This window comes from Vibrio sp. 1641, from assembly GCF_033339995.1.
Taxonomy (GTDB): Bacteria; Pseudomonadota; Gammaproteobacteria; order Enterobacterales; family Vibrionaceae; genus Vibrio; species Vibrio alginolyticus.
This window is the reverse complement of the sequence record NZ_JAWOVP010000011.1, coordinates 26,505-44,879: the sequence shown is the minus strand read 5'-3', so window position 1 is coordinate 44,879 and position 18,375 is coordinate 26,505. Positions and strand designations below refer to the sequence as shown.

Annotated in this window: 15 protein-coding genes; all 15 read right to left on the bottom strand. The window is 46.0% G+C overall.

Annotated features, from left to right (window positions below):
• Positions 1-25 precede the first annotated feature (25 nt).
• The 15 genes from R7Z47_RS18370 to R7Z47_RS18300 all read right to left on the bottom strand — a co-directional run bounded on the left by R7Z47_RS18370 (position 26) and on the right by R7Z47_RS18300 (position 18,369).
• Entirely contained in the window at positions 26-3,907 is a 3,882-nt protein-coding gene (locus R7Z47_RS18370; RefSeq protein WP_318130387.1) for a YhdP family protein, read from the bottom strand.
• Positions 3,908-3,919: 12 nt separating this feature from the next.
• Positions 3,920-5,389, bottom strand: a complete 1,470-nt coding sequence (gene rng / locus R7Z47_RS18365; protein ID WP_005381138.1) for a ribonuclease G — start codon at positions 5,387-5,389, stop codon at positions 3,920-3,922.
• 18 nt (positions 5,390-5,407) lie between these two features.
• Positions 5,408-5,977 (bottom strand): Maf family protein, encoded by a 570-nt coding sequence (locus R7Z47_RS18360; protein ID WP_005381139.1) that lies wholly within the window; start codon positions 5,975-5,977, stop codon positions 5,408-5,410.
• A 4-nt stretch (positions 5,978-5,981) separates the two neighbouring features.
• Positions 5,982-6,470: a rod shape-determining protein MreD gene (gene mreD / locus R7Z47_RS18355; RefSeq protein ID WP_005381141.1), complete on the bottom strand. Its 489-nt coding sequence runs from the start codon at positions 6,468-6,470 to the stop codon at positions 5,982-5,984.
• Positions 6,460-7,356: a rod shape-determining protein MreC gene (gene mreC / locus R7Z47_RS18350; protein ID WP_005381142.1), complete on the bottom strand. Its 897-nt coding sequence runs from the start codon at positions 7,354-7,356 to the stop codon at positions 6,460-6,462. The genes mreD and mreC overlap by 11 nt, the downstream gene beginning before the upstream one ends.
• Positions 7,357-7,506: 150 nt before the next feature.
• Positions 7,507-8,550, bottom strand: a complete 1,044-nt coding sequence (locus R7Z47_RS18345; protein WP_005381144.1) for a rod shape-determining protein — start codon at positions 8,548-8,550, stop codon at positions 7,507-7,509.
• Between the two features lie 151 nt (positions 8,551-8,701).
• A complete protein-coding gene (locus R7Z47_RS18340) occupies positions 8,702-13,225 on the bottom strand; it encodes a DUF6701 domain-containing protein (RefSeq protein ID WP_318130385.1) in 4,524 nt (1,507 codons plus the stop codon).
• Positions 13,226-13,229: 4 nt separating this feature from the next.
• Positions 13,230-13,664 carry a hypothetical protein gene (locus R7Z47_RS18335; RefSeq protein ID WP_064368795.1) on the bottom strand — a complete coding sequence of 145 codons (435 nt, stop codon included), beginning with the start codon at positions 13,662-13,664 and terminating at the stop codon, positions 13,230-13,232.
• A complete protein-coding gene (locus R7Z47_RS18330; protein WP_262607047.1) occupies positions 13,654-14,367 on the bottom strand; it encodes a PilW family protein in 714 nt (237 codons plus the stop codon). Before R7Z47_RS18330 ends, R7Z47_RS18335 begins: the two co-directional genes overlap by 11 nt.
• A complete protein-coding gene (locus R7Z47_RS18325) occupies positions 14,367-14,948 on the bottom strand; it encodes a type II secretion system GspH family protein (protein WP_262607048.1) in 582 nt (193 codons plus the stop codon). Before R7Z47_RS18325 ends, R7Z47_RS18330 begins: the two co-directional genes overlap by 1 nt.
• A complete protein-coding gene (locus tag R7Z47_RS18320; protein ID WP_262607049.1) occupies positions 14,945-15,493 on the bottom strand; it encodes a type II secretion system protein in 549 nt (182 codons plus the stop codon). The genes R7Z47_RS18325 and R7Z47_RS18320 overlap by 4 nt, the downstream gene beginning before the upstream one ends.
• Positions 15,494-15,608: 115 nt before the next feature.
• Positions 15,609-15,842 (bottom strand): type II secretion system protein, encoded by a 234-nt coding sequence (locus R7Z47_RS18315; RefSeq protein WP_005388453.1) that lies wholly within the window; start codon positions 15,840-15,842, stop codon positions 15,609-15,611.
• A 73-nt stretch (positions 15,843-15,915) separates the two neighbouring features.
• A complete protein-coding gene (locus tag R7Z47_RS18310; RefSeq protein WP_025631920.1) occupies positions 15,916-16,389 on the bottom strand; it encodes a prepilin-type N-terminal cleavage/methylation domain-containing protein in 474 nt (157 codons plus the stop codon).
• 291 nt (positions 16,390-16,680) lie between these two features.
• Positions 16,681-17,142: an MSHA biogenesis protein MshF gene (locus R7Z47_RS18305; RefSeq protein WP_262607050.1), complete on the bottom strand. Its 462-nt coding sequence runs from the start codon at positions 17,140-17,142 to the stop codon at positions 16,681-16,683.
• Between the two features lie 3 nt (positions 17,143-17,145).
• Complete coding sequence (locus tag R7Z47_RS18300; protein WP_225474125.1) at positions 17,146-18,369, bottom strand: type II secretion system F family protein; 1,224 nt, start codon at positions 18,367-18,369, stop codon at positions 17,146-17,148.
• Positions 18,370-18,375: the final 6 nt, after the last annotated feature.

Here is an 18,375-nt window from a genome sequence, read left to right as displayed (position 1 = left end):
TCCCTATTCCATTATATTCGGTGAGTTATTTGGCCTGTTCACGCAGTTTTTCTGGCAGCTTGTATTCACCTTTACTTCGCGAAATTTCTTTCACCGTTGGTGAATCTAGTGGGCCTTTCACTTCATAATTGACTTGAGTGAAGACCTCAACCACCGGAGATATCACCGTAGAGATGGCCAAGACATACAAAGCAGTTTGAGGCGCAACGGCAAACGCGGTCAGCATTGGTAGGCCTGATGTGATGTCTGGTGTGAATTTCACTTCCGCATCAACCATTCTGCTGTTCATATTAGCGATGCCGCGGATTTGCATTTCCCCTGCTAACGCATCCATTACAATATCATTGGTGATAAACACACCGTCTTGGATTTTGCCCGTTCCCGTGATCGAGTTGAATGCCATGCCTTTATCGAATACGTCGGTAAAGTCGAGCTGCATCTTACGGATGATAGAATCCAAGCTAAACAAGCCTAACAAGCGTGCCGCACCACTAACTTCACTGATCACGCCTTTACCAAATTCCGTTGAGACGTTTCCTTGCAAGGTTTGTGTCTTCATTGACCAAGGTGCGCCGTCCCATTCCATATTGGCATTGATCTCAAATGGTGCTTGTTGAATGCCTGATGTAATACCAAAGCGCTCCATAAGATCGGTGTTGTTATCACCTTTCATTTTCATGGTTAAGTTGGAATGACTACTCTCTTTCGTCAGGTCCCACCAACCACTCATATCAATGCGGTTTTTGCCGCTACTAAAGGTGATATTTTTCCACTCCAAGCGGTTCTCGCGACGCTGCAAATCAACATTAACTTTGCCCACTTTGTAACCTTGCAGCCAAAAATCATCGATGTTCAAAGTTAAGTTTGGCATCTCTGCGTGAAACTTGCGGTCAAAATTGGTAATCAAAGGTGCGTTTTGATCTTCACTCGCAAAGATTGAACTGCGCTCTTTGGTCATCTCTTCAAACCCTGGGATGTACAGATGCAAGTGCTCTAGAGAGACCGATAGATCATAGGGTTTCAGATAGTTAGCTTTCCCTTTAACCTCTTGACTGTCCACATCGAGTTGCCAACTCAAATTTTTCTTGCTTGCTGAAAAATCCACATCATGAAACTCAATCCCACCGAGCTGTAAGTTTGGCGTTTCAACTTCAATGCGTGTCGGCAATGGAATGGTCGGCGTTTTCATGCTTGCCAAAACAGACGATGAAGGCTTGCTCTCAGAGACCTGCGCAAGCTCCGCCCATTGGTCTAAATTCAGTTCTTCGACACGCACCGAAGCATCGTGCCCGACAATAGGACTAATCCGGAAGCCACCTTTGCCAACCATTAAATGAGTCGCAGTCAGAACCGGGACATCGCCAGCGATATCTATCTCAGTTTGATACTTAACATTTGGGATCTGTAGTCGTGCTGAAATACTCTCTTGGTTGCCGGATGCTTGCAGTTTCGCTTGCCCAGACTCACCAATTTTTTTCGCTAAAGGATAAGGATATTGACTAGCCAGACGATTTAGCTGCGCCAGCACTTCAAGCTGATAAGTGAAACCAACATCATTGAGTTGCAAGTCAATATCCATTTGCCACGGCGCATGGCCAGAAACAAGGTTTAACCAACGCTCACCGACATAGGGTTTGAGAGGCTCGACATCCCAATCTCCTAGTGTATTAATTGTCACGTTGTAGCCTTGCTCCGCACTCTCTCCATGGAAATCAAGAGAGATAGGCTGTTGTAATAATTCGGCCGACAAACCCGATGTGGTAACCACATCATTGTCGAAGGTGATACGCCCTGTGGCGTTTTCAAGCGTCATTGGCGGCGCTTCAACATCAACACGATTTTCTGTTAAATCGGCATAACCCCAAGCGCGAGACTCTTTCTCAAAATCAAACGGTATATTGAGTTGAAACTCAGAGTAAACGGGACCACTCACTTGCAGCGCTGTCAATGCGGCACCGACTGAATCCACTAATGGCGTCGCCATCATGTAGTCACGGACTTCATTACCCGGCGCGCTTGCTTTCGCTTCAATCTCGATGTGTCCACCTTCTGCCAACTCAGGGATTCGCCCAGTGATACGCTTGGCATGAACGCCATTTAGTGTGGCTGATTTTGAATCCAAATACATGGCATCATTTTCAAACAGCAAGTCTAGCTGCAAATCCGTGATGGTTGGCCATGCCGTATCAAAGCTAAATTTCGCGTCTTTTAATCCAACCCAAGCTTGGAACATGCCATTATGTTCTTTGTAAGGAAAATCACCTAACTCGCCATACCACAACAATTTCGCTGTATTCACTTTTCCGCCCTGAATCGCGGTCGAAAGATAGTCTGTCAAGTCTTGTCCAAGTGCCAGAGTCGGTAGATAGCGCCATGTTTCACCCGCGTTGTAGAGATCCGCTTCGGCATAGAACGATAAAAATGGGCTTTGTTCTTTTGGAAAATCAAGACGGAATGCCCCCAAGACTTGAAGATCAGGCGTTGCTGCCGTCACTTTATCCGACCACAAACGCCAACCCGCATCATCTTGCTGCCAGATAATATCGACTTCACCTTGTTTGATATTCAGCGGAGCTTGGAATACATCGCCGTACGGAAAGACATCATCAATGACGGTGACTTTTGCTTTAGCTTGATTCACATCCCCCGATACGCAGCCCTGTAGGTGATGAAACCCGGGTAGGAGCTCCCATTGTGTCATCGCGAGTTCATCCAGTTCAGCCGAGTAGCGTAAGGTGTCTAAACCACCGTTCATTGACAATCGGACATCTTCGACCCGACCTTTCGGTGCTAGTTTGTTAATAAGGTCACTGGTCGACTCTGACTCCGGAGCCAGCTTGATGAGCGGAATGAGTGCTTCGATGTCGAGTTGAGAGAGATTAAGCATCCAGCCGTTTGGTTGCCAATCAAACGCGACGTCTAGCTCTGGCCAAGGGGTATTATCGGTTCTGATCTGAAGTGAGTGGCCATTTACTTTCCAGCCTTGTTTATCTGGTCGAAGATTGAAAATTCCAGACTCAATAAACAGCTCATGATGTCCATCTTCATTCCACACCAACTCGGAAGGCAGCAATTCAACATAAGCATCATGCGGTTGGCTATGTTTGAGCGTCAGCCAAGTATTTAAGCTGACTTTACCCGATTCTGCTCCTGACTCTTCTTGCATGTAAGTGGTCAGCCAAGGTGTGACCGAGACATCTTGAGCACTCACGTAAAACTCACCAGATACATCGCGCAACGAGCCATGATCTTTAAAGTTAGCGCTTACTAATAATGAGTTCAGGCGAACATCGGCAATGCTAACCGTGCCTTCGGCTACGTGACGTTTCCCTTGATTGCTCCAACGAAGCTGCTCAATATCTAAACGGCGAGTTTCACCTGACACAGACTTATACCAAATCCGTGAATCGCTAATAGTGAAGTCTTCGAACTGACGTAAAAGAAGTGAGTCGAGTTCGTCAATGAGTTTCACTTCGCTCTTATCCACTTCAGGCTTCGGTTCTTGACGATGAGAAGTCGGCAGAATGTCTACCGTGTGAATGTCTAAAGCGAGGTTATGAATGGTAAGGTCTGCAACTACAGGTTTAAGTTGAAAAAGAGATTGAATAAGGTCGAACTCAATTTGGACTTCTTCAACAGCGAAGCGTGCATCTTGCACGTTTGGTAGATTTGCCTCTAAACCCAGTAACGCAATTGAGGGATGATTATTGCGCCACGTCCCTGCGACATTGGCAATAGAAACGTCAAAACCTGTGCCTTGTTTGACCCAGGTTTTGATCTCATCTTGGAAATGGTTAAGTTGCGGCAGTGTGACGCGAAGCGTGGTTACTAATATGGCTAATAACACCAATACAGTAACTAAACTCCACGCACAAAAACGCCCAAAACGGTTAACACCAGAATTCACAAATGTTCCAAATTACATCATTACGACGTCAAACTGTTCCTGAATGTACAGGGGTTCAGCCTGAACTCGCACTTGCTTGCCAATAAATACTTCGAGCTCAGCCAACGCATGAGACTCATCGCCCAATAGCGCTTCAGCAACAAACGGCGATGCGTACACGACAAAATTATCGGCGTCGTAAGCACGGTTCACACGAGTAATCTCGCGTAATATCTCAAAGCATACGGTTTCGACCGTTTTCACGCTGCCACGGCCTTCACAAGTAGGACAGCCAGAACACAAGATATGTTCAATACTTTCTCGTGTGCGCTTGCGCGTCATTTCAACTAAGCCAAGCTGGGTAAAGCCGTTGATGTTGGTTTTTACTCGGTCTTTCGCCAGCGCCGTTTCCAGTGAGGTAAGTACTCGCTGACGATGCTCTTCGGATGCCATATCGATAAAATCAATAATGATGATACCGCCGAGGTTACGTAAACGTAGCTGACGCGCAATAGCTTGCGTTGCCTCTATATTGGTATTGAAGATAGTCTCTTCGAGATTACGACGACCAACAAATGCACCCGTGTTGATGTCGATGGTGGTCATGGCTTCGGTTTGATCGATGATCAAATAGCCGCCCGATTTTAGCTCGACCTTGCGCTCTAAAGAACGCTGAATTTCGTTTTCGGTGTCGTACATGTCAAAGATTGGCTTGTCACCTTCGTAAAGCTCAAGCTTATCTGTTAACTCCGGTACATACTCAGAAGTGAATTCTTTCAGGTTCTCGTATTCAAGGCGGGAGTCGACCATGATCTTATCGAGCTCTGTGCCAACAAAGTCACGCAGAATGCGTTGAGCTAAGCCGAGTTCACCGTAAAGTGTTGAACGCGTTTTGTATTTTGAGCGACGCTCCATGACTTTTAGCCACAAACGCTTTAGAAATGCCGCATCTTGAGATAGCTCTTTTTCATCAGCGCCTTCTGCCGCGGTACGAATGATAAAACCACCGTGCTCATCGCAGTAATGGTTCACCACCTTTTTCAAACGCTCACGCTCTTTCTCACTTTCAATACGCTGCGAAACACCGACATGGCTGGCCCCCGGCATAAAAACAAGATAACGCGAAGGTAAGGTGATATCCGTCGTTAAACGCGCACCTTTCGTGCCGAGCGGATCTTTGACCACTTGCACAACAATGTCTTGTCCCTGGCGTACCAGTTCAGAGATATCACGGACTTGAAACTGCTGTTTTTCGTTTTCTGCCACACATTCGGTATGAGGAACAATATCTGACGCATGTAAAAACGCCGCTTTATCTAAACCAATGTCGACGAAAGCCGCCTGCATACCTGGTAACACTCGGCTTACTTTGCCTTTGTATATATTGCCCACAATACCGCGACGCGATTCGCGCTCGATATGTATTTCTTGTAGTACTCCACCTTCAATCATGGCCACACGAGTTTCACTCGGGGTCACGTTAAGCAGCAATTCTGCACTCATGTGCACACCTCAAAACAATTATAAAAATTCTTGAATTAGCTGATCGGTTTCGAACAAAGGTAAGCCTACTACAGCGTGATAACTGCCTTCGATTCGGGTGACAAATCGCCCTCCGAGTCCCTGAATACCATAACTTCCAGCTTTATCGCATGGCTCTCCTGACTGCCAATATTGTTCGATTTCTTCGTGAGTCAGTGGTTTGAACCACACGTCAGTGGTAACGACCACTGAATGTTGTTGTTCCGATGATACAACGCTCACCGCAGTCATCACTTGATGACGACGACCGGATAAGTCAGTAAGCATACGCTTTGAATCTTCAAAACTTTTTGGTTTTTCTAGCACACGGTCATCGCATACTACGACCGTATCAGAGCCCAATACAACGGAATCAGGCTTAGCCAACGCTAAGCCTGCCTGAGCTTTTTCCAAAGAAAGACGCAACACGTAATCTCGTGCTTGCTCATGAGCCTGTTTGGCTTCCTCAATATCAGGCAATACGATCTCAAAATCATAACCCAGTTGAGCAAGCAGCTCTTTTCTTCTCGGAGAACCCGATGCGAGAACGAGAGATAAGCTTTTCTTCACCGCTTTACCTTACGTGCCATGCACGACGAACTCGTCGCATTAATAAAAACATCCATGGCCAAAGTATACAGTTTATTGCCGCCGTCCACAGAGATAATGGATTAAATACTACGTCCTGGTTCAAATATTCCCCACAGAATATCAAAACTTCCAATAACGCAGTAAAAAAGGCAATTAAAATCGACTGTTGCCACAATGCCATGTTGCGAATCAACAGGAAATTCAGCGCCACAAGGTAGATAACGATCGACATCATCATGCCACGAATTCCAAGCGTTGAGCCGATCAAGATATCCCACAATAAGCCCAACACTAGCGCAGTTCCGACGTTCACTCGGTGCGGTAGTGCCAACACCCAATAACACGTGACAAGGAACAACCATGACGGACGTAACACATCTAACACACCTGGCCATGGAATGGTTTGCAGTACCAGCGCAACGAAGAAACTGACGCCAATCACCATTCGGCTACTCAATACATTATTGGCCATCGGTTACCTCTTGTTCTTGCTCTAACCCTTCATCTACATTGGACCGCAGTACTTTGTGTTGACGGTCTTCATTCGGCCAAATCAGCAGTAGGTAGCGTAAGCGATCAAACTCCACAACCGGCTCAGCCTTGATTGAAGCGAACTCTTGACGCGTATCGTGATCCACATTGGTAACCGTCGCGACTGGATATCCCTCAGGGTAAATGCCACCTAAACCGGATGTCACCAATAAATCACCAACCTGAATATCTGTGCTGGTTGGAATGTGCTCTAGTTGGATTTCATCCATTTCCCCATTGCCCGATGCGATCACTCGGATATCATTGCGGATCACCTGGACAGGAATTGCATTTTTCGCGTCCGTTAGCAGAAGAACACGTGCGTTGTGCGCTGCGACAAACGTGACCTGACCAACAATGCCTTTCTCGTTGATAACAGGCTGACCAACGTAAACACCATCAATACGGCCTTTATCGATCACCACTTGATGACGATAAGGTGAAGTATCAACCGCCATTACTTCTGTCACGACTTTCTTTTCATCACGGACAAATGAAGATCCTAACAACTTACGTAGGCGTTGGTTTTCTTCTTTATATTGGTCGAGCAAGATAAGCTCGCTTTTCAGGCGCAACACTTCTCGCTTTAAGCTGCGATTGCCTTCAACCAATGCCTGATGAGAATTAAAACGTTCAAATACGCCATCGAACATACTACGAGGCAAATTCGCTGCGTACTGAATCGGTGCAACCATACTGTTTAGTAGGTATCGAACGTTGGAAAACGTATCTAGACGACTATCGGCCAGCATTAAGCTCGCCGACACGATGACAGCAAAAAACAGACGTAATTGCAGAGACGGACCTCTGCCGAAAATCGGTTTCATCTTGTTTTTGACCTGATTGCTTCCATGATTATTGAGCCTTACTTGGCAACCTAAAAATACTTAACTAAATACTTTTAGGTATGGAGCATGTTTGAATTACAGAGAGAGCAGAAATGAAGGTGAAGCCCGACATGAGCTTCACCTAAACCTTTATTCTTCAGAGAACAGATCGCCACCGTGCATGTCGATCATTTCTAGAGCTTTACCGCCACCACGCGCAACACACGTTAGTGGATCTTCCGCGATAACCACAGGAATACCAGTTTCTTCCATTAGTAGACGGTCTAGGTCTTTAAGTAGTGCACCACCACCGGTTAGTACCATACCGTTTTCAGAAATGTCTGAAGCAAGCTCTGGTGGACACTGTTCTAGTGCAACCATGACTGCTGATACGATGCCAGATAGCGGCTCTTGAAGCGCTTCTAGGATCTCGTTTGAGTTCAAGCTAAAGCTGCGTGGCACACCCTCTGCAAGGTTACGACCGCGAACTTCAATCTCTTGAACTTCATCACCAGGGTAAGCAGAACCGATTTCGTGTTTGATCTTTTCAGCCGTTGCTTCACCAATCAAGCTGCCGTAGTTACGACGTACGTAGTTGATCACAGCTTCATCAAAGCGGTCACCACCGATACGTACAGACGATGAGTAAACCACACCGTTTAGAGAGATAACGGCAACTTCAGTTGTACCACCACCGATATCGACCACCATTGAACCTGTCGGCTCAGATACGCGTAAACCAGCACCAATTGCCGCCGCCATTGGCTCGTCGATTAGGTAAACTTCACGCGCACCAGCACCAAGTGCTGATTCACGAATTGCGCGACGCTCAACTTGGGTAGAACCACAAGGAACACAAACAAGAACACGTGGGCTTGGCTTTAGGATGCTGTTATCGTGCACTTGCTTGATAAAGTGCTGAAGCATTTTTTCGGTTACGTAGAAGTCAGCGATTACGCCGTCTTTCATTGGGCGAATAGCGGAAATGTTGCCAGGTGTACGACCAAGCATCTGTTTTGCTGCGTGACCGACTGCAGCAACGCTTTTTGCAGAACCTACACGATCTTGACGAATAGCAACTACAGAAGGTTCATCAAGGACAATTCCTTGCCCTTTTACGTAAATTAGAGTGTTGGCTGTACCTAAATCGATAGATAGATCGTTAGAAAACATGCCACGAAGTTTCTTAAACATACTCTTCGCTCATCCTGCAAAAATATAGAAGACAAAAATTGCTCTAAATGTACCAATGCCTCGCTGTCACAGCAAGGTATTGGTACACAAACATGAGCAGAAAGCCTCAATTTCTTGCAGTTTCCTAACTTAAGGGCAAAAACCTAAGTTGTTACTGTCCGGTTAACCCTGGCTCACCACGGTAAATCACGCGATCGTTACCACGATGAATACCAAAGGTGACGACGGAGGATGGGTTTTCTTCACCAGCTTTCTTATTGTCCCAGTTGTACTTGAGCCAAGGTAAGCCATTTTTTGAATCATCAAGATCTAACCAAACGCGTGTTTGCTGACGGTATGGTTCAGCTTGAGTTGCAGTAATAGAGCGAGAAGAACCTGAAGAAACAGTCCCGCCATCGCCTAGAGTTACCTCTTTTGCACTGTTATCTGTCGGCCAAATGTGACTCAAGGAATCCTTTTCCATCAATCCCATAACTTTTGTCTGGCTGTCATCAGAGTTAGCAATAAAGCGGCTACCATTCCAGTACTCAACTCGAAGTGGCACATGTAATGTCGAACCTTGATTACCACCTACATCATCTAGATCAACGCGACCAAAGCGAACATCCGGTTGTGCCAGCAACACTTGTGCCACGCTGGTAGTCAATTGTTCATTGCCGTTAACGCTACTTTTAAACCTGAATAATGTCGGGTCAACATAGCTACTGGTTTTACCACCAGAATTGCTCAGTGATAGGCTAATCGTGGTACTGGTAGATTTGTCCGCCACCACTTTCGAGTTAAACGGCCCATCGGGCAAAATTGGTTTGCTCCATTGAACCGAATTATCCCACTGCTTACGCCACACCGCGCCGCTCCAGTTTTTATCGCCGAGATCCGCATTCGCGATATTCAAGCGATCCGAATGTTCACCGGACAGATAGAAATCGGCTTTTAATCCACTAGCAAACAAACCGTAGTTTTGTGTCGCGCCGCCACTGGCATTATAGGCGGTCACAGCAAAGCTTACCGAATCGAAAGCCTGCCCCATGTAGGCCGACTCTCCCTGGTTATCCGGATAGTCCCAGTTGGTTTCCGTAACGTTAAAGTAAGCCGGATAGAAGCGACCTATTGTCGCTATTGCATCCTTAATTTTGAACGCGCTACTACCTAAATAGCTTGAGGTACCCAGCGGTTTGCCGTTTTCATCACTCGCAACTGGTGCAGCTACGCTAAATTCAAATGCGCCGACTTCCGAGACCGACTGCGGCAGCATCACCTTACCATTGGCCCATTTGCTCCCCTCCGGCAATGAGGTATTCAACAGCGTGGCTGACGCCCCCTCAGCCGGGTATTTCACGCTGTTGGCGATGGTAATGGCCGGCTCCTGGTAGTTTTTGGCGACCTTTTCTGTATTTTCATCCGCCGCCTGATAGGCGGTCACGGTCAGGTCAAACAACTCACCAGCGGCAACAAAACTGTTGCTACAGCCAGAAATGGCCTTGGTGCAGGTACCGTTTTTATCCGCTTTGGTTGCTGTTAGCTTCAGATACTCAGGGAAGCTGACAAAGCTGGCAAAGCCAGCAGAATCGCCCACACCATCGACGCTCGCATTGAGCTTCACTTTACCTGCTTCCGGATACTTAATTTTAAAGTACGCCTTGCCCTGCGAGTCAAAATACACATTTTTCAACACTGTACTTTGTGTCTTAAGTAAAGTTGGCTCACTTGTCCAGTCGACCGTGTTGTTGCCGACCTTTCTCTTGTACCAGATCGACACCGGCTGAGTTTTATCAACCGGTGCAACTTCATACGCCATCGACATTCTCACGTTGCGCGACTCACCGTCCGCATCTGCCTGAGCAGAACAGAACGACAAGTGATCCTCACCCTGGCTCTGGCGGTTGGCCACCACATCGGCCACGTTGACCGCTAAAACATTCTTAACGAAAGTCACCTCACAGTTCTCTGCCAAGAGCTCGCCGCCATTAATACGACAGCGTGCACCTTCAAAACCAAACTGCGGTACCGAGCTGCTGGCCACGCCCATGGTAATAGTGCCAGATTCCGAAGCCTGTAGCGCTAATTCCTTCTGGTTTTGAACAGTTACCTGTGTACCACCGACCCAGTTAGCAATGTCATGCCCCGCCGAAGGCGTCAGCGTCACATTGAGTGGCTTAAGCATCCCGTTATTGTATGCGTCGCGCGGATAGCGCTTGCTACAGTCCGCATTCATGCACGCTCGCAGCTCCACTTGAGAGGCCTGACAAGTGCTGCCTGAGCCCGAATAATCAAACTCAAAGTGGTGGATGCCTTCGGTCAGTGGGATGGCCTCATCGGCACAAACCTGGAAGTTATCAATCTCATGAGTATTGGTCGACCAACCGGTTGATGCGGTGACAGAAAGGCGGAAGTTCTCTGGCACCGTATTAAAGCTGCCCTGCTGAAGTACATCAAACTTCTCGATTAGTGTTTTCCATTCTCCTGTATCTATTTTTCTTTCGACCGTGAGATAATATTTACCTGACTCACGTGAGTTGAGCACGATTCTGTATTTATGTAAGCCACTGCGGGGACCATCAATATCTTCAACTGGCAGATCTTTTCGACTAGGTTCATAGCCCTTAATGTATTTATAGCCCTTAAGCCACTGACCATTTGAGTCCGTGGAGCCGGGACCACGAACACCTATCAAGTTCTGTTTTCGTGGTGAATATTTATCAACAACCTCTCCACCAGTACGGTAATAGTTACCGTATTCATCAAGACCGATTCCTAGCCAACCTCCAGCAAAGCCTTCAATGTCTTTAGTCACTTCTTCGCTGTGGTTTTTCTGCAGCTTCATCCCGTAGCCCAGCGGGCCGCCAAAGGCACCGGTTTTCGGCAGCACATTGGCATCCGACAGCACCAGAGCTATACCATCAGCACCATCACCACCAAAGGCGTAATGATCAAACTCAATCTGCAAATAGTTTTGTGCCGATGGAAAGACATAATTGTAGGCCGACGCCGTTGCCTGACGACGTATACTTTCATTCAGCCTGAAACGCCCATTGTTCGTCTGCGGCTGGGTACTGCTTTCAAAACCCATCACTGACCAGTTGGCCAGGCTGCCGTTATCGAAGTTTTCGGGTGGTAATGGCTTACACTGCTTAGGCTGCGGCGGCGTCCAGCACGGCTGCGGATAGTCCGGTTTGACAACTTGAGTTGAACCTCGCATATCAAGCCAACGGCTTGTGACTGCACCATAAATTTGCTCGCTGGTGTCCAGCACCAAGCTCTTAGCAATAATGAAGCCTTTAAACTGTTGCGAGGCAGCAGTTTTGAAGTGCGCGCTGGCTTGCGGCCCATAGATCACCGGTAATACCAAATCATTTTGCGTAGTGCGGTAGTCAAAATAGGCATCTTCGAGTTTGAAGTCCGCATCATTTCCGGTATACGAGCCTGGCGCTTGGTCTGTACCGACCACGTTCCAGGTAACATCACTGCCAAAAATTAGCTTAGGCTTAGCGCCCTTATTTTTAAACCGCTTCACCGTCAACACTGCGTTATCAGTTAAGTAAAGCGACAAATGATCCCCTGACTCATACACCAGATTTTTGATCTTCCGCTCACCGTCGATTTTTAACTCCACTGTTTTATCGGTGTTGTAGCCGTTGATATCTAACCGTCGCACATCGCGCTTAAGATAAATAGTGACGTCGTTGCCACTCTGCTGATAACCACATAAATCTGATGATGGGGAACAAACCTTACCGTAATAGTTACTATCCTCTGGCTGCATACGAATGGTCAGTTTCTTACTGGCACTAAATTTAACATTCAACGCCGTAGGTTTGAGCGCCTTACGCACCTCAACTAGGCCATCATGACCAGATTGTTCATCTTTTCCACCCAGACCGTCACCCGGGAAACAGCCCATACCGTTACATATCTGGGGTGTTCCATACTGATATAAGTTAGAGGCTTGCTCCCCCTTATCAAAACCCACACGCAGGTTTGGCCACTCGCTGCCGCTGTTCCAGTTTTGTTTATAGGTATAATAGTTACGGTTGTCGGCAAGATACTCGTCAGACCAGCCCAACGTCCTGACAGTTGAATTAGTCACAATCAGTTTGCTTTCTTCCTGCTGCCAGCCTTGGATAGGTTCAGGGAAAAGTTGACACACGTGATCCGGTACAGCAAAGCTTGATGCTGGAGGGATGGGAGGAGTAGGCCTTGCCCCAGGCTCACAATCTAAATCAGATAACCCATTACCGATTTCAAACAAAACGTCAGCGCTATCTGAAACTTGTGAAAAAGATTGGCCTTTAGCGGTAACTTCTTTTACAAGCAAGCCTTCTTTATAAAGCAAATAAGCCAAATCCGCCGTATACGTATGTCCATGCTTCGCAACGTTATCATATTCAATACGAACTACGTACTTCTGGCCGGGCTCCAGATCCTGCTCATGGAATATTCCTCGGTAAGAGCTGCGGTAGTAGTTTTCAACGGACCAGAGCGGATAGAGAGTGACGTTGCCCTTTCCCTGCTTTTTCAAGTAAATAGCACCATTACTCACTGCCACCTGGTAATTAGCTTCGACCGAAAATGACTCTTTTAGATGGACCGAACAAGACTCCGTAGCTTGCCAAGTATCCGCGTATGAAAAGGCAGATAGTGATAGCGAAATTAAAAATAGTATGGTCTTTTTCATTATTCTAATCCTTTACCCAAACCTCTTGCTGACGCTGTACCTGTGTAGCCCCAGAACCACACGTTGCCGTGGCCTGCACCTTAAAAAGAGATTCAGCATCAGGGGTACCCTCATTGAAAGTACCTATATTTGTACATGCCATCGCATTAACCTTGCACCCACTTCCCACAGCTACCAGCGGAACGGCACCGCTGACCTCCCCACTACATACGGTCGCGATATCTGTTGTACTGGCATTTAACGGATACATCTTGGTCAATGCCCACTCATTTGCAGACTGAGCAACAAACCAAGCTTTTGTTCCCAAAAACTCTCTTGTTAATCCGCTTTGATTCGACCATGTCACTTTCATTAAAGAGGAAGCCAAATATCCCATTACAATAATGACGAACAACACGATGATTAGTACATTTCCGCTGGAGTTTCTTCTATGGGACATTGAGCACCTGCACATCTTGTTGATACACACTACATTCACCATCCTGCTCAAACTCTAAATTGATATGAACTAAACCACCTCGTTGCAGAGTTGGCTCTAGATAACGCATACCACTTACGGACGTATCGACACTATCCGCAACCGTAATACCATTTCGCGTAACTCGCTTGGTATCAAAACAGTAGCGAACCTCCGACTTCTCTTGATAAATATAAAGACGGCTAGAAACAGAGGATCCCGTAATCGTACTTGCCCCCCCACTAACAACAAAAACCTTACCTGTTTTAGCTAAACCACCAATGGCTATATTTCGCGAAGAAGTTGATTGTAAATCTTCATATCGGCTCGGATTTATCACCATCCTGCGATTCGCAGGAATAGGATTAAGCGTTGAGTCATTACCTAGCAAAAACTCTAAGTCGTTATTCTTAAACGTGTAAAAACCAGAATATTCAATCGGCACAAACTCTAGACAATTAGTTGTTCCTTTTGGCACATGAAAACTATTAGGTACAGCATGGCGGATTTCACGCGTCATCTTTTCTAAAACAAACTGAGCCTGTGTTTGTATTCGTTGGCGATCGATAGTATCAGCGTAACCTTTCATTCCTAACTGGACATACCCAGCTATCCCCAACATGATGAAGCTGCCGACCACAATCGTAACTATCATTTCCATTAAGGTGAAACCACGATCTTTCATCAGTAGTTCCCCTTAATAGCTGTTAAAGTAAGGGGCTGCGTGTTCCCCGCAAAAATCCTTAATGTTACTTTTTTGTATTCGGTTATTTCATCGGGAGCTTTATCCGTCAGATCATCATAGGCAACGCTAATTTCTAATCTAAAGTTTTTGTACTGCTCAGTACTGTCCGCACCAAGTACATCACTAATATTCCCTCTAGGGATACCATCACACTGAGAAGCCGTTGTAGATGTGCTCCAACACCCGATATAGTCATCGACATCATTGAAATCACTAGGCGTTGTTTCCAAGGAACCGTCTAGTTTTTTATCCGCACCTAATTTATTTACGTCAGTGCAGCTCACTCCATTCTCACCACACCGAACGGTGCCACCATCAAAGTCGCTGTTTTCATCGAAGCCTCGCGCCAATATCTGAGACATGAAACCTTGGCCTAATGCGGCCGCGCGGGTTTGATAATGAGGCATGGCGGAATCTCGAATTTGAGGGACAAGAAAAGAAGTAAACGCCACCATCGCAATGCCCATTAAAACAATCGCGATGATCATTTCTATCAAAGTCATGCCACTAGATTTCTTCATGAGCATGTACCTTTTGAAACATAACCTTGAGTATTAATTTCAACTTGGCAGCGGCTTCGACCATGCTTATCTTCAATCAGGATTGAAACCCCACCACTCGCTGAGTTTATTGGATTACCCAATAAATCAAACTCGATTGGATTAGTTACAGCGTTGGTCAGTGAAAACTTTGCGGATTTATCAACAACCATGTCACTACGAGTGTCTTTTACCTTGCTAGCCAGGCCGCATGCAGCACTAGACCCTATGCAAGAGCTTGTAATCGACAAACAAAAATTAGTGTAGCTAGAGTCCTCTCCAGCTTCGTAGCTACTAGGTAGGCACCTTTCAGGATAAGACTTGTTTGGGATGCTGATATTCGACTGCATACGATTCACCTGCACTTGGCGAATCACAGAAATCACGCGTTCTTGTAATGCATATGCAGAGAAATTGCCAGATCCCATAAAACGGCTGGCTACAAAAAGTGAAAGGATAGAGAGGAGAACAATCACGAGGATTAACTCCATTAACGTGAACCCTAATGCAGAGCTGCGAATTTTCATAACCCAACCTTAGGCTTAGAACAAGCGAGATAAGTATACGATGAAATTATGAGATTAATGATAGGTTTATAATTTTTCGATTCGAAGTGTGAACAGACGAACAAATAACCAATGTCTAGTTATTTTGCCCTTTTGAACGACCAATCTCTTCTTCAATTCGATCGTAAGTTTCTTTATTGCTCAGCGTTTCAGAAACGTGCTCAGCGGTCTGCTTGGTTTGCTCCCACTTCGCTTCGTAAGTTTCTGGCTCGAAGCTGATAAATCTTGGTAATACCACATAACCGATCACCCCCAAGATAATCAGCACAACCACAAACTCTATTGCACTAAGACCCGATGATTTACGCATATGAGCTATTCCGAGATTCATCAAAATAAGGAGATAAAGGCCAGACTAGCTGGCCTTTGAAAGCAAAATTGACTTACTTAGTAGGATCACACACGTTACTGTCGTCATTATCTACTACTTTAATTGCTGGCACATCATCTTCTGCTGCCTTTTGGTAATGAACACAGCTTTTGGTGTATCCACTGATACCAAAATAAGCATCATCACCGTCACCGCTGATTGCAATAAAGTCACCACCATCTTGCAGCCCATCAACAAGCGGGTTAATCGATGCACTAGTTGCTGACGGATAACCATATACAAGGCTGATGCTATTACTACCAACTGAAATTGCAGATTTCGCTTGAGCCTCTACCCCTTCAATTGCAGCCTTACCATATACAATACCCGCAGCACCTTTGATTGCACCAGAAAGACCTTCTAGAGTTGCATTACGGGCATCATCTTGCAGGTTAAGGAAACGTGGTGCTGCAGTGACCGCTAGAATACCTAGGATTACAATTACCACTACTAATTCGATAAGGGTGAAACCACCTTGTCTTTTCATTGTTTACTCTCTCTATGTAAGCATGCAGTACAACTGCAAAGTTTCGTTTAGGTCACGCGACCATTTTGGATATTGTCAAAACGGTTTGGGGCAGCAACGTTCACTAAAACTGACCGTGAAGTGGATACTGTATCTACCGCTTGAGCAGAATGACGATTCGCCATTATTCAGTTCATGCTGCAATGAGAAAAACACATTATTGTTTACCCTCTATTACAGCTTCTTACTTATGGTAATGATTGCATTATACCGACTTTCAATACCAATTATAGTGATTAGGTGTCAAAAAATTCACTCCGCCGACATTTCGACGTCTATTTTCAGTTGATTAGCTGTTGAAATAACTACAATCGACTGACCATTTTCATAAGTGTATTGACAGACATAACGATCAGTTTTGATGACTCCACTGATATCTATTAACTTGTTGGTCATTATTTTACGTTGGGGGTAATGCACCGCTAGCCAATAACCACAATCTAATACACCTTGCTGAGTAAAGGGAGACACTAACCCGTCCTCAGTCATAGTAAGGTTTAAGCCATCCATCAGCATATGTTCTGGCTCGCCTTGTACTAGCCAAGCTTGACGATAACGCTGAACACTATCTTGCATCCAAACTCTCGCTAACTTCGCTCCAGTTACTTGTGCTTGCTCGGTCACAGGACGTAATTTGACCGCCAAACCCACCGCCATAATCGTAGCAATAACCCCAAACACAATAAGCGTTGCTCGGCTTTGATTTTCAACCACGCATTAGCCGCCTTTGATGATGTCGAGCATTCCCCACATTGGTAGGAAGATACCCAATGCCAGCACCATGACCATGCCTGCGACAATCACCAAAAGTAATGGTTCTATTCTTGCGGTCAGTGTTTTTAGATCGTAATCGACTTCTCGATCGTAAAAATCCGACACTTCCAGCAGCAGCTCATCAATACGACCAGTTTCTTCACCTACTGCAATCATCTGAATCACCAATGGGGTGAATATTTTACTGTTGATGGCCGTCACTGAAATGGTGCTACCCGCTTCAATCGCGGACTTCATCTCAAGAATTCGGTTTTCTAAAAAACGGTTCCCTAAGGCTTCCCCGGCCAAAGCCAAAGACTGGTTAAGTGGCACCCCTGATTTCAGCATCAACGAAAAGGTTCTGGCAAAACGAGAAAGCTGCGCACGATTAACGATATCGCCTACAATTGGCAGCCGAAGCCGAAACTTATCGAACTTCTCCCGACCATCAGCCGTCGCCACCCACGCTCTGAACACCGTAAACGCGCCAATCATTGCCACAACCAGCAACACCCAATAATTAACAAAGAAATTAGAAGTCGCGATCAAAATACGCGTCGGCAATGGTAGCTCCACCCCAAAGCGCATGAACATCGATGCAAACTCAGGGATCACCAAGATATTCAATACAAACATGGCAATGGTGATAAAGATAATGACAAACGTCGGATAACGCATCGCCGCTTTAATGCGTTTACGAGTCTCAAGTTCCTGTTCGTAGTAATTCGCCAGTTGCAATAGCGCTTGGTCAAGCCGACCCGTATTCTCACCGACGTTGATCATAGAAACGAACAGTGGGCTGAATACTTTACTGTGTTGCTGCATCGCAGAAGACAAACCTCGGCCATTACTCAGTTCAGAAACGACATCTTCTAGCGCCTCTTTAAGCTGTTTGTTTTCGCAATTTTGCAACAAGCCACGCATAGAGCGCAGCAAAGGTACGCCAGCTTTAGTCAAACTAAACAACTGGCGAGAGAAAAGAATAATTACTTCCAACGGAATAGCAGGCACAAACAGCTTAGATAAGCTCACTTGGCTTTTTGCCGACTCTTTCTCTAAACGTACATTGAGCGGGATGACCCCTTTATTCATCAATGCTTCCGCCGCAGCTTCTGAGTTCACTGCTTCGATTTTGCCGTTAGTGGATGAGCCGTCTAGCGTGCGGCCTTGATAACGAAAAGTTGGCATTCACTT

Bases quoted from the DNA above. Each gene is read 5' to 3' on its own strand.
- rng (WP_005381138.1), bottom strand. From the start codon at position 5,389: ATGAGTGCAGAATTGCTGCTTAACGTGACCCCGAGTGAAACTCGTGTG.
- mreD (WP_005381141.1), bottom strand. From the start codon at position 6,470: ATGGCCAATAATGTATTGAGTAGCCGAATGGTGATTGGCGTCAGTTTC.
- mreC (WP_005381142.1), bottom strand. From the start codon at position 7,356: ATGAAACCGATTTTCGGCAGAGGTCCGTCTCTGCAATTACGTCTGTTT.
- R7Z47_RS18345 (WP_005381144.1), bottom strand. From the start codon at position 8,550: ATGTTTAAGAAACTTCGTGGCATGTTTTCTAACGATCTATCTATCGAT.
- R7Z47_RS18340 (WP_318130385.1), bottom strand. From the start codon at position 13,225: ATGAAAAAGACCATACTATTTTTAATTTCGCTATCACTATCTGCCTTT.
- R7Z47_RS18335 (WP_064368795.1), bottom strand. From the start codon at position 13,664: ATGTCCCATAGAAGAAACTCCAGCGGAAATGTACTAATCATCGTGTTG.
- R7Z47_RS18330 (WP_262607047.1), bottom strand. From the start codon at position 14,367: ATGAAAGATCGTGGTTTCACCTTAATGGAAATGATAGTTACGATTGTG.
- R7Z47_RS18325 (WP_262607048.1), bottom strand. From the start codon at position 14,948: ATGAAGAAATCTAGTGGCATGACTTTGATAGAAATGATCATCGCGATT.
- R7Z47_RS18320 (WP_262607049.1), bottom strand. From the start codon at position 15,493: ATGAAAATTCGCAGCTCTGCATTAGGGTTCACGTTAATGGAGTTAATC.
- R7Z47_RS18315 (WP_005388453.1), bottom strand. From the start codon at position 15,842: ATGCGTAAATCATCGGGTCTTAGTGCAATAGAGTTTGTGGTTGTGCTG.
- R7Z47_RS18310 (WP_025631920.1), bottom strand. From the start codon at position 16,389: ATGAAAAGACAAGGTGGTTTCACCCTTATCGAATTAGTAGTGGTAATT.
- R7Z47_RS18300 (WP_225474125.1), bottom strand. From the start codon at position 18,369: ATGCCAACTTTTCGTTATCAAGGCCGCACGCTAGACGGCTCATCCACT.